Origin of the sequence: Methanobrevibacter sp. AbM4 (assembly GCF_000404165.1) — an archaeon.
In the GTDB taxonomy this organism is placed as follows: Archaea; Methanobacteriota; Methanobacteria; order Methanobacteriales; family Methanobacteriaceae; genus Methanarmilla; species Methanarmilla boviskoreani.
The window spans coordinates 1,941,225-1,954,074 of the sequence record NC_021355.1 but is presented as its reverse complement, the minus strand read 5'-3'; the positions used below and the strand labels follow the sequence as shown (position 1 = coordinate 1,954,074).

Annotated in this window: 10 protein-coding genes; all 10 read left to right on the top strand. The window is 29.0% G+C overall.

Annotated elements, in window-relative coordinates:
• The first annotated feature begins 17 nt into the window (after nt 1-17).
• Nucleotides 18-593, top strand: a complete 576-nt coding sequence (gene rfbC, locus ABM4_RS08465) for a dTDP-4-dehydrorhamnose 3,5-epimerase (protein WP_016359256.1) — start codon at nt 18-20, stop codon at nt 591-593.
• Nucleotides 594-629: 36 nt separating this feature from the next.
• A complete protein-coding gene (gene rfbB, locus ABM4_RS08460) occupies nt 630-1,637 on the top strand; it encodes a dTDP-glucose 4,6-dehydratase (protein WP_016359255.1) in 1,008 nt (335 codons plus the stop codon).
• Nucleotides 1,638-1,776: 139 nt separating this feature from the next.
• Nucleotides 1,777-2,565: an ABC transporter permease gene (locus tag ABM4_RS08455; protein WP_016359254.1), complete on the top strand. Its 789-nt coding sequence runs from the start codon at nt 1,777-1,779 to the stop codon at nt 2,563-2,565.
• A gap of 13 nt (nt 2,566-2,578) precedes the next feature.
• Entirely contained in the window at nt 2,579-3,760 is a 1,182-nt protein-coding gene (locus tag ABM4_RS08450; RefSeq protein ID WP_016359253.1) for an ABC transporter ATP-binding protein, read from the top strand.
• Nucleotides 3,761-3,845: 85 nt separating this feature from the next.
• Nucleotides 3,846-4,967 carry a CDP-glycerol--poly(glycerophosphate) glycerophosphotransferase gene (locus ABM4_RS08445; RefSeq protein ID WP_016359252.1) on the top strand — a complete coding sequence of 374 codons (1,122 nt, stop codon included), beginning with the start codon at nt 3,846-3,848 and terminating at the stop codon, nt 4,965-4,967.
• Between the two features lie 95 nt (nt 4,968-5,062).
• Entirely contained in the window at nt 5,063-6,070 is a 1,008-nt protein-coding gene (locus tag ABM4_RS08440) for a glycosyltransferase family 2 protein (RefSeq protein WP_016359251.1), read from the top strand.
• A gap of 341 nt (nt 6,071-6,411) precedes the next feature.
• Complete coding sequence (locus tag ABM4_RS08435; protein ID WP_016359250.1) at nt 6,412-7,380, top strand: glycosyltransferase family 2 protein; 969 nt, start codon at nt 6,412-6,414, stop codon at nt 7,378-7,380.
• A gap of 15 nt (nt 7,381-7,395) precedes the next feature.
• Nucleotides 7,396-8,262, top strand: a complete 867-nt coding sequence (locus ABM4_RS08430; protein ID WP_016359249.1) for a glycosyltransferase family 2 protein — start codon at nt 7,396-7,398, stop codon at nt 8,260-8,262.
• A 137-nt stretch (nt 8,263-8,399) separates the two neighbouring features.
• Nucleotides 8,400-9,803, top strand: coding sequence for an undecaprenyl-phosphate glucose phosphotransferase (locus ABM4_RS08425; RefSeq protein ID WP_016359248.1), 1,404 nt, complete (start codon nt 8,400-8,402; stop codon nt 9,801-9,803).
• Nucleotides 9,804-10,433: 630 nt separating this feature from the next.
• Nucleotides 10,434-12,803, top strand: coding sequence for an OB-fold nucleic acid binding domain-containing protein (locus tag ABM4_RS08420; RefSeq protein ID WP_016359247.1), 2,370 nt, complete (start codon nt 10,434-10,436; stop codon nt 12,801-12,803).
• Nucleotides 12,804-12,850 lie beyond the last annotated feature (47 nt).

Below are 12,850 nucleotides of genomic sequence, written 5' to 3'. Positions count from 1 at the left end.
TTTAAAACTGTGATAATATGGGAAAGTTTAAGATAGAAAATCTAGAAATTCAAGGTGTATTTACTGTAGAACCTACAGTATTTGGAGATGAACGTGGATATTTTATGGAAACATATAATGAGAATGATTTTAAAGCTGAAGGTATTGATTTGAAATTCGTTCAAGATAACCAGTCAAGATCCCATAGGGGTGTTTTAAGAGGTCTCCATTTCCAGTATACCCAGCCACAGGGAAAATTAGTTAGAGTTATAAAAGGTGAAGTGTATGATGTTGCAGTAGATTTAAGGCGTGATTCACCTACCTATGGAAAATGGCTTGGAGTCACTTTATCTGAGGAGAACAAAAAACAGCTATTTATCCCAAAGGGATTTGCACATGGGTTTCTAGTTTTATCTGATATTGCAGAATTTGTATACAAGTGTACAGATTTCTATAATCCCGATGATGAGGGAGGAATCCAATGGAATGATCCGGATATAGCTATTGACTGGCCGATTGATGATATTGGTTTGGAAAACTTAGTATTCTCTGAAAAGGACCAAGGCTGGAAAAGACTTAAGGATACGCCTGTTGATTTTAAAATGGATTTATAGACATCTTTATTTAAATAATATGTATTGTGTGATTTTATGACAACTGTTTTAGTTACCGGTGGAGCAGGATTTATAGGAAGCAACTTTTTAAGATATATGGTTAATAAATATCCAAACTATGATTTTATTAATCTTGATGCTTTAACCTACTGTGGAAATCTTGAAAACTTAAAAGACATTGAGGATAAAGACAATTATTCCTTTGTTAAAGGGAATATCTGCGATACTGAATTAGTCAACGGTATTGTGGAAAATGTGGATTATATTGTCCATTTTGCAGCGGAAAGCCATGTGGATAGAAGTATTGAAGATCCCGGAATCTTTATTAAGTCAAATATCTTAGGTACTCAAACACTTTTAGATGCTTCAAAGAGGAATGATATTAAGAAGTTTTTACAGGTTTCAACTGATGAGGTTTATGGTAGCTTAGGTCCTAAAGGTTATTTTACAGAACAAACCCCACTTCAAGCAAATAGTCCCTATTCTGCATCCAAAGCAGGAGCAGATTTAATGGTTAGAGCATATCATAATACATTTGATTTGCCGGTAAATATAACTCGTTGTTCAAACAACTATGGTCCTTATCAATTTCCAGAGAAATTAATTCCATTAATGATTAGTAATGCTATTGAGGATAAAGAGCTTCCAGTGTATGGTGACGGTAAAAACATTAGGGATTGGCTACATGTATATGATCATTGTACTGGAATAGATTTAGTTTTACATAAAGGTAAATCTGGTGAGGTTTATAATATCGGTGGTCATAATGAAAGGGCAAACATTGATATTGTAAAGCTTATTTTAAAGGAATTAGATAAACCTGAATCATTAATCAAATTCGTATCTGATAGGTTAGGTCATGATAGAAGATATGCTATTGACTCTTCAAAAATTAGAAGGGACTTAGGCTGGAGGCCTAAATATACCTTTGAAGATGGGATAATCGAAACGATCCATTGGTACTTGGATAATCAGGATTGGATAAGTAAGGTTAAATCTGGTCAATATCAGGAGTATTATAATAAGATATATAAAGATAGATGATTCTATTTTTATTAATATGGCCCTTAAAGGGTATTTATAAATAAATTTAAATATTTTAAAAATTAAAAAGTTTAATGATTTGTTATTTTATTTTAAATTATCTATTTCTTAATTTTTAGATAATAATTAATGTGGTAATATGTTTGGGCAAATACATGGTTTTTTAAATAACTTCTATAAATATCGCTTTTTATTGTTGGAGTTAATTAAAAAAGATATTAAAGCAAAGTATAAAGATTCTGTTTTAGGGTTGCTTTGGAGTTTCTTTAATCCATTGTTACAAATGATTGTTTTAACTATTGTATTCTCCACATTCTTCGGACATAGAATTCCAAATTATCCGGTATATTTACTTACCGGTCGTTTAGTATTTGATTTCTTTGCAAATGGAACAAGGGGTTCCATGTCATCTATACGTTCAAATGCAAGTATTATTAAGAAGATCTATGTTCCAAAATACATGTTTTCTTTAGGGGTTGTTGCATCTGAATTTGTTAATTTTTTAATATCTTTAGTTGTATTGGTAATGGTTATGATTGCTACTAGGGCCCCTTTCTATATAAGCTTAGTATATACAATTATTCCAATATTCTTATTGATTATATTGATTATTGGCGTTGGTTTGATTTTAACTACTTTAACAACGTTTTTCACCGATATCTTATATCTATGGGGTGTTATGATTACGATGTTAACCTATCTGACTCCAATATTTTACCCGATAAGTATTATACCAGATAAGTATATATTTTTCTTTAAGCTAAACCCTATATTTGCTGTTGTATATACTTGCCGTCAGTGTATTATGTATAACTCTTTCCCAAATATACATTATATCCTTTATTTGGCAGCATGGGCATTTGCTTCATTGATTATAGGAGTTTACATATTCTATAAATATCAAGATCAATTTATTTTAAATGTATAATGGGAGGATTTGTATGGCTGATAATAATAAATTAAAAACTTATCTATTTGGACATGACGTTAGAAAGTTAAAGAATGAGAAAGCTATCTATAATGTTATTCTTGTTGATGAAAATGGAAATCCTCTTAAAGATGAAGACATAGTTTTAAATGTATGTGATGTAGATTATAAAAGAAAAACTAAAGCCGACGGTTTTTCTACTTTGAATATAAATCTTTCATTTCCTGCAGACATTGTTGTAAACTATGAAGGTAATGATAAGTATCTACCTTCAAGTACTGAAAATACAATCAGTATTGATGAACCTGATGTTAAGGAAATTGAACGTAAGAAAAGGATAAAAGCCGAGCAGGAAGCTAAAATTGAAGCAGATAAAAGGAAAAAACGTGAGGAACACAGAAAGAAATTTCCAGTATCTGATGAAGTAGCTATTAATGTTGATCATGTAAGTATGGAATTTGATTTGGCTAAAGAAAAAGTAGATAATATCAAGGAATATGTTATTAAAAAGATTAAAAGGGAAATTAAACCTAAGACAAAGTTTCGGGCATTGGATGATGTTACATTTAAAATCAATAAAGGTGAACGTTTAGGTGTTGTAGGCTTTAATGGTGCTGGAAAGAGTACACTACTTAAAATTTTATCAGGGGTTATGAAACCTACTAAGGGAACTGTCTCAGTTGACGGTAAGGTAGCTCCCCTTCTTGAGTTAGGTGCAGGTTTTGATTATAACTTTACAGGTCAGGAAAATATATTCTTAAATGGGGCTATTTTAGGTTATCGTAAGGAATTTTTAGAAGAGAAATACGATGAGATAGTGGAGTTCTCAGAGCTTGGTGAATTTATTGAAATTCCTGTTAAAAATTATTCCTCTGGTATGAAAGCTAAACTAGGATTTTCGGTTGCAACTATCGTTCAGCCTGAAATCTTGATTTTGGATGAGGTTCTATCTGTTGGGGATATTAAATTCCAGGAAAAAAGTAGAAAGAAAATTGAATCCCTAATGAGTGAGGGTGTAACGGTAATACTGGTGTCACATAATACCAACACTATACGAAGTATCTGTAATAAGGCTGTTTGGCTTGATCATGGTAAATTAGTGGAATTTGGTGACGTTGAGGATGTATGCGATCATTATGTGGCATCTGCTAAGAATGCATCTAAGGCACAGTTAAAGAATCTTAAATTAAATTAAAATAAAATAAGTATTATTTTTTAATTTCATTCATTTTTTAAGTTGCTTCTATTAATAAAATATAATTGTTTTAAGTTGTGTAATTATGAGTTTAAAACATAGGATATATGGTTTTATTTTTAATGTCTATAATAGATTTCTTAAAAACAAAAATAAAATCTCATTTATCCTAGATGATAGGGAATCATTTAAGGATAATTTTACATATATTGAGGAAGAATTTAAGAAACACTCCCCTAATTTTGAATTTAACTATATAATTAAAAATGATGTTTCCCTATCAAATATATCTACATTAGCTAGTTCCCGATTTATATTTCTAAATGATAATTTTTTCCCGTTGGCATATATGGATATCTCTGATAAGACTAAAGTCATACAGTTATGGCATGGTTCAGGTGCATTTAAAAGATTCGGATATTCTTCAATAGATTCTTCTAACAGGGATTTGGTTAATCTTATAAGGAAATCATCAGAGAAAATTGACATCCTTTCCATATCATCAAAAAATGTTCTACCCTATTATAGGGAAGCCTTTCAAATAGACGAGGATAAGATTTTTAATTTCGGTATCCCACGTAATGATTTCTATTTTAATCCCAGTTTAGATAATATAAGAAATGAAATTCTATTAAGATTTCAAGAGAAATATCCTGAAATTAAAGATAAAAAGATTATATTATATGCACCTACATTTAGAGAGGATGTAAGATATAATAATATATTTGATTATTTTGATGTAGACAAATTCCAAAAGGAATTAGGTGACGAATATTCCTTAATAATTCGTCTACATCCAAGGGTCTTCGATTATGATAAAGATAACAGTATATCAAATAAATTAAGTAAACTAGATAATACTATTATAAACTGCACTGACTATGAGAATGAACAGGATCTACTTTTAATTTCCGACATGCTTATTACAGACTACTCCTCTATTATGATAGATTTCGGACTCTTAAGAAAACCTATCATCTTCTATGCCTATGACCTAGAAAATTATTTAAATAATGAGAGAGGTTTCTATCTTGATTATAATAAGGACCTTCCAGGACCTATTGTGGAAAACATGGATGATTTAGTCGGTATTATAAAAGATAATAATTATGATTATGACAGATTGGATAAATTTCTTAACTATGAATTTGATTATTTAGATTCTAACTCATCTAAAAGGATTGTTGATTATTTATTGAAACAGTAATTATGTCTATTGGACTTTAACTGTTGATTGTATATTGTTTATAATATTGGTTAAATACTTAATGAATATTTAAATGATTAATTAAGGGTGTTTTGATGTCTTTTGAGATAAGTGTGATTATTCCAACATATAATGCAGGTTCAATCATAGAGAAAACCATTAAATCATTGGTAAATCAGAGTTTTAAAGATTTTGAGATCATATTTGTAGATGACAATTCTAGTGATAATACAGTAAACATTATAAGAAATACCTTATCTGATAGGGATATTTCATATACAATAATAGAAAATGAAAAATCCCTAGGTGCAAGCGGATCTAGAAATATTGGTTTGAGAAATGTATCTGGAAAATATATTATATTTGTAGACGATGATGATTATCTTGACAAAGACCATATTCAAAACCTTTATAATGGAATCTATCAAAACAATGCTGATTTCGGATTTACAAAACTCATGAAGGTAGATACTGATAATAACTATCTAAGTTCAAATCAATTATATGAGGAAATAGAAAATTTAGACCTAATCTCTGTTCACGATTTTCTGAAACTTGAATTTCTCATGAGAATATCCTTTAACTTTGTACAGTTGATTTATCCGACCTGGATTATAAAAGATTATAATATATTGTTTGATGAGGATTCAGTTTATGGGGAGGATACGGAATTTGCAATTAAAGCTTTAATTCATGGAAAATCTATTGGAATATCTAAGGACTTTACATATTTTTACCTGCAACATTCTAAATCGGTAAGTCACTCTATTTCCCTTGAGAGATTCCAATTTATAAATACATTAGAAAATCTTAAAGGCTATTTTAAAGATTATGATAATAACAGTGAGGATCTTGTAGATTTGATTACCACTAATAGAATTCCGAAAGCTATCTTTGGGAATTTAATGTATCTATTCTATGAGAATAATTGTTCCTTTGATGAAATAAATAATAAAATGAATGAATTAGATTTGTTTAATAAACTTAAAAAGTTTAAACCGTATGATAATCAAGATAACAATTTCAATCGTAAAATTAAGCTATTTTTAATCTATCCAAAATTATATTATAAATTATGGAAGAGATTTAAAAACAGCATATAAACAGTATACAATATATTGTATAATAATTTTTTTTTACAATAGATAATTTGGCCTAAATAACTTTAAATAAATTTGATATTATATAATTTAATCAATAAGTAGTAAATTAATTTGGATAATTTTTAGATAAATTTGATATTGTATAATTTAATTAATAAGCAGGTTATCTAACTCAAATAATTTTAATAAACATGATATTATATAATTTATTAATTAAATTAGGTAGTTTAACTCAAGAATAAAATTTTATATAATTATTTAATTTATAGTAATCTTAAAGATGTTTAAATTTCTGGTTCATTATTTTAAAGCGTAAATTAATTTATAAATTCTGTGATATAATGAAAGTTTCAATAGTAACACCAAATTATAATGGTTTGAAATTCTTGCCATTATACTTTAGTTCTCTTTTAACTAATTATGACCATATTGAAGAGATTATTATTGTTGACAATAATTCCTCTGATAATAGTCTGGATTATATTCATAATTTAATTGATGACGGTTATGAGATCCCTATAAGAATTATAGAAAATATGCAAAATTTTGGCTTTGCAAAGGCGGTAAACCAGGGAATTAAAGCCTCAAAATCAGAATATGTATTTTTACTTAATAATGATATAGAAATGGAGAACAACACTATTTCAAATTTAATTGATTGCATTGAGTCTAGGGAGGATATTTTCTCGGTTTCATCAAAAATGATTCAATTTGATAATAGGGACTTGATAGATGATGCCGGTGACGAGTATACAATATTGGCAAATACTAAGAAAACAGGTTTTAACCAACCTACAAATAAATATACTAATTCCAGGGATATATTCTCCTCATGTGCAGGTGCCGCATTATATAAAAAATCTGTTTTTCAGGAGATCGGATACTTTGAAGAGGAATTCTTTGCATATATGGAGGATGTTGAACTTGCATACAGATCAAGAATATATGGATATAGGAATTACTTCTGTCCCGATGCAATTGTATATCACATAGGTAGCGGTACTACAGGTAGTCAATATAATGAGTTTAAGGTTAAGATATCTGCAAGAAACAATATATGGTTAATATACAAAGACTTTCCAATGCCACAGAAAATTGTTAATTTTATATTTTATTTCATTGGATTTTCAATAAAGTATCTATTCTTTAGAAGGAAGGGTTTTGGTGAAATCTATTTAGATGGGATTAAGGAAGGATTAAATAATAGAAACAAGATTAAAAAAACAGATTTTAAAAGATCTAATACACTAAACTACTTTAAGATTGAGCTAAGACTATTTAAAAATCTCTTTAAATTAATTAAAAAATAATCATTAGGTGTAAGTATGGATTTATCAATCATCATTGTAAATTATAGAACGTTTGAACTTACAAGAAATACAATAGAATCAGTATTAAACTCATCCTTATCCTGTGATTATGAAATTATTGTAGTCGACAATGCATCAGGTGATGGAAGTTTAGAGAAATTAGAGGATTTTTTCGCAGATGAGTCCAGCGTTAGATTTATCCAATCTAGTATAAATGGAGGATTTGCATATGCTAATAATCTAGCTATCAGGGATTCAAATCCCGGATATTATCTGTTATTAAATTCGGATACCATTGTAGAAGATAATACACTTACCGAGGCTTTGAATTATATTCAATCTCATGATGATGTAGGGGCACTTGGTGTAAGAGTCTGTCTTGAAGACGGCAAACTGGATAAAGCATGTAGACGTAGTTTTCCAAATCCAACTAATTCATTCTATAGATTGTTTCATATTCCTAGCCATAATAATTCCAATGATGATTATAATTTAGACAATCTGGATGATTCCGGAATATATGAAATAGACTGCCTAACAGGCGCCTTTATTTTAATGAGGTCTAAGGTCATGGATGAGATTGGTCTTCTGGATGAGACATTTTTCATGTATGGTGAGGATATTGACCTATGTTACAGGATTAAAAAGGCGGGATATAAAATTGTCTATTATGGAAAAGTAAAAATCACTCACCTTAAAGGTGCAAGTAGTAAAAAACAGAAAAATAAATTGATTTATGAATTTTATAGGGCAATGTACATCTTCTATCATAAACACTATAGGGATAGATATTCTCCCCTTTTAAATGGATTGGTTTATATTGGTATTGCTTTACTATTAATTGTACATTTAGTATTAAATCTATTTAAAAAGTCAAATTGATTTTTAATTATATTTTTATAATATTAGTTTAGATATTATTATTTGTTTAAAATTTATTAAATAAATACTAATATTAGTTTTAATAAACTATATTTAAAATATTATAAAATTCAATTTTATAAAAATTAAGGGATATAATGATTAGACAGAACCAAAGGTTATTAAATGCTATTTTAGTTTTATCAGATGTTTTAGTCATTGTTTTCTCATTATTATGTGCAGCTTATGTTAGATTTTACACAACTATTTTTGGACCTATTGGTGGTCATTTAGGTTATGAGGAATATGCACTATTTCTATTATTAGCTATTTTGCCTGTATATCTGATTTTATATTTTAGCTTTGGTTTATACAAGCCATTTAGAACTCATAGAAGTATTTTCTCAGAGGCTAGTCAAATAATAAAAGTTAATATCACTGCATTCTTTGTACTTGAGACAATCCTATTTATTATTGACCAGCCTGACTTTTCAAGAATATTGATGTTTTTACTTCCTATATTTGCCTCTATATTCGGTATATTTGAAAGATCTGTTGTCCGTGGATTTTTAATGGAATTAAGGGAAAACGATAAAAACCTTAAACATATTCTTATTGTTGGTGATAATGAACTGGCTTTTAACTTTGAAAGGAAGATTACCCAGAATAAATATTTGGGTTATAAAATCTATGGATTCTTAGGTAGGCCTGAAAGGGTAGGTAAACTGGTGGATGGTGTTCCTATTGTTGGTTCATTTGGGGACTTAGATAAAATCTTGCATGACCACTCTTTTGATAGGGTTATACTTGCTATTCCTTTGAAATATTATAAACATATTAATAAACTAGTGGATAGCTGTGAAAACGCAGGTATTAAAGCAGAGATTATTCCTGCATATACCCAATATTTCCCAGCAAGGCCGTCTGTAGACATGATTGAGGATATTCCTATAATTAATATAAGATATGTCCCATTGGATGATGCATTTAATAAGACGGTTAAGAAGATATCTGATCTTGTTGTTGCTACAATTGCAATTATTATTACCTCACCTATAATGATAGTTGTGGCTATTCTGATTAAGTTAACCTCTCCAGGTCCTATTATATTTAAACAGGAAAGGGTAGGTTATCAACAAAAACACTTCATGATGTATAAATTCAGAAGTATGAAGGTTCAAAATCCTAGTGAAGAAAAGTCAGAGTGGACCACACCAGATGATCCTCGTAAAACGAAGATTGGGGAATTCATTAGAAAAACTAGTATTGATGAGCTTCCTCAATTCTTCAATGTTTTAAAAGGTGATATGAGTGTTGTAGGTCCTAGACCAGAAAGACCGTTCTTTGTGGAACAGTTTAGAAAGGATATTCCAAAATATATGGTTAAGCATCAGGTACGTCCAGGTCTTACAGGCTGGGCTCAGATTCATGGATGTAGAGGTAACACATCTATTAAAAAGCGTATTGAATATGATATTGAATATGTAGAAAACTGGCATTTTGGTTTAGATGTGGCTATTATGATTAAAACTATTTTAAAAAGCAATACAAATGCTTATTAAAACATCTTTTTCTTTTTTTATAATTTAAATTGATTAAACTATAATAATCTTTATAAAAAAGTTTTATAATATTATGTTCTAATTTAAGAAGTTTTATGATATCGTGTTCTAATTTAATTTTCAGAATCTAAAATTGAATTTTACCTATTAATCGGATTCAATTTTCTTTAACTTTCCAGGTTTATACATAATATTATAAGTCCTTCTTTACAATAGAATTTTTATATATATGTGATAATATTCTATTGAATATTTTTTTTATTCAATTTAAATTAGTTTAATATTTTAATCTCTTAGATTGTTTCTATTTTCATTTTATTTTTAAAATCAAAATAATAAAATTATATACATATTGTTTTATTAGTTTTTATTTAAAAAATAGAGATATAATCTATTTTAAAAGATTTTATTAAATCCTAAAAAAATTTATTAATAAGTTTTAATATTTTAAATATAATAATATATTATTATAATTTACAAATTATTTTTAATAAAAATTTCATAATAATATATATTATATATTAATATTTTTTTATGTAGAATTTTTGAAATATTAGTTTTCACATGCTCTAGGACTTATTGTTTATATAGGGTAATTGAAAGTATAAAATAATTTTGTGAGGGTCTGGTATGGAGGAAGACGTAAGAAAAGAATATGAAAAAATCAAGGATGTAATGTCTGAAGAGGATTTTTTAAAGGAATTGGAAGAAAAGAAGAAAAACTATGAAGATGTAGACTTTATGGATGATATTGATCTTGCTAGACTTATTACAGGAAAATACATTGATGAGAAAAATGAAGGTATTGTTTCTGGAGACAATATTAAGATTGGCGATTTAGAGGCTGGTCAGGATCATGTTACTGTTATTGGTAGGGTAATGTCTGTTGCAAATACCAAATCTTTTAAGACTCGTAAAGGTAAAGACGGAAAACTTTGTAATGTACAACTTGCCGATGATACTGGACAGAAAAAGGTTGTTTTCTGGACTCAGAATATCCCTCTTTTAAAGAATGTTTCCGAGGGGGATGTTATTCAGATTAATGATGTGGATGTTAAGGAAGGTTTTAATAATGCAGATGAAATACACCTTCAACCTCGTTCCACTATTAACAAGAAAAACCCTGATGATTATCCTGATTTTCCTGAATATAAAGAGGATATTACAGATATTGGCTCTATAAGTTTAGATGATAATAAAGTTAATATAATCGGAAGAATTATACGTAAAGGACGTGTAAATACTTTCGAACGTGATGGTAGAGAAGGAAAGGTCACATCACTTGAACTTCAGGATGGAACTGGCAAAATTCAATATAGTTTATGGAATAAAGATGTTGATTTGATTGATACTTTAGAGTTAGATGTAGGAGATTCAATTAAAGTATTAAATGCAGTTGTAAGGGAAAATCGTAATGAGATTGCTTTAACTCATAGAAACAGTAAAATCATTAAAGGAGATTTCGATGTTCCTGAGATGGAAGAAACCCTTTTCAAGATAGGTGATGCTGAAGAGAAAAACGATGTCACATTAATAGGCCTTGTATCTAAAATTCAGGATACTATTACTTTTGAACGTAAAGACGGAACAGAAGGCCATGTTAAAACCATTGAAATTTTAGACGATACAGGTTCCATAAGGGTTACTCTATGGGGTAATGATACCAAATTGGATATTAAAAAAGGGGATATTCTAAAGGTTTCCGGTGGTAACATAGAATACGATGATTATTCCACTTCCGGTTATAGGGTAAATACTAATTGGCAATCTAGTTTCACAATAAATCCAAAAGAACCTGCAGATTTAATTGCTGTACTTGAAGAATATAAAATGAGTTTAGGACCTCGTAAAATCGAACAAGTTCAACAGGCAGAGGAAGACGGAGAGGAATTCGACATTATTGGTCGTGTTCTCAGTATTCAGGATGTCAGGGAATTCCAAAGAGATGACAATTCAATCGGTTTAGTCAGATCAGTTGATTTTGCTGATGAGACTGGATTGATTACCTTGTCTTTATGGGATGATAAAGCAAACGAGGATTTGGAAATTGGTCATGCTTATTTAATTGAAAATGCAAGAACAAGACTTGGAATGTATGATATTCAATTAAACATTGGTAAAACATCTAGGATTATTCCTTTAAATGAGGAAGAATCCAAATATATATCTTCACTTGAAACTTTGGAAAATGTTGTTTATAACACAAGAACTATTGATGAGTTAGATGAGGATGATCAAAACATCAAACTTATTGGAAGAATTTTAAGTGTTAATGAGATTAGAGAGTTTGAAAGGGATGACGGTTCTAAAGGTTCTGTAAGAAATATGGAAATTGCTGATAATACTGGATCTATTAGGGTAGCTAATTGGAGTCCAGATTCTTCTAAAGAATTTAAAATAGGCGATCCTATTAAATTAATCAATCCACGTGTTACTTTTAATGGGGATCATTTGGAATTAAGTATTAACGGTAGTTCTAATATCTCAGAAATAAGTGATAAAGAGATTAAGTCTTTACCATCATTTGAGGATATACAAGATTCAATATATGTTTCAAAGACTATAGAAACTATTGAAGATGATGATACAAATATTAGAGTCTCAGGTACTTTAAATAATTTATCTGCTAATAATTTATTACTTGCAAGATGTCCTAATTGTAATTCAAGATTAGACAAAGATGAAGAAGGTTATTATTGTCAATACTGTGGTGAGGCAATCGATGAACCTAGTTATTTATTAATGCTTCCAGGTATGCTTTCAGATGATACTGGAGATATACAGATTACTTTCTTCTCACGCTTGGTTGAGGAATTATTAGACTTGAAACAGGATGAAATTATTAAGCTTGTTGATGATAGTGGTGATTTAGGACCTTTAGAAGGTAAAGTAGAGAATTTAGAAGGTATGAATATAGACATTATTGCCGATGTTAACTTTAATGATTTTGATGAGGAGTTAAGGTTAAGTCCTAAGAAAATTATCTCAAAATCTTATTAAGATATCTAATTAATTTTAATTTTTTATAAATATAATAATATAATAAT

Coding starts and splice junctions, on each gene's coding strand:
- ABM4_RS08420 (WP_016359247.1), top strand. CDS start 10,434: ATGGAGGAAGACGTAAGAAAAGAATATGAAAAAATCAAGGATGTAATG.
- ABM4_RS08445 (WP_016359252.1), top strand. CDS start 3,846: ATGAGTTTAAAACATAGGATATATGGTTTTATTTTTAATGTCTATAAT.
- rfbB (WP_016359255.1), top strand. CDS start 630: ATGACAACTGTTTTAGTTACCGGTGGAGCAGGATTTATAGGAAGCAAC.
- ABM4_RS08440 (WP_016359251.1), top strand. CDS start 5,063: ATGTCTTTTGAGATAAGTGTGATTATTCCAACATATAATGCAGGTTCA.
- ABM4_RS08430 (WP_016359249.1), top strand. CDS start 7,396: ATGGATTTATCAATCATCATTGTAAATTATAGAACGTTTGAACTTACA.
- rfbC (WP_016359256.1), top strand. CDS start 18: ATGGGAAAGTTTAAGATAGAAAATCTAGAAATTCAAGGTGTATTTACT.
- ABM4_RS08425 (WP_016359248.1), top strand. CDS start 8,400: ATGATTAGACAGAACCAAAGGTTATTAAATGCTATTTTAGTTTTATCA.
- ABM4_RS08455 (WP_016359254.1), top strand. CDS start 1,777: ATGTTTGGGCAAATACATGGTTTTTTAAATAACTTCTATAAATATCGC.
- ABM4_RS08450 (WP_016359253.1), top strand. CDS start 2,579: ATGGCTGATAATAATAAATTAAAAACTTATCTATTTGGACATGACGTT.
- ABM4_RS08435 (WP_016359250.1), top strand. CDS start 6,412: ATGAAAGTTTCAATAGTAACACCAAATTATAATGGTTTGAAATTCTTG.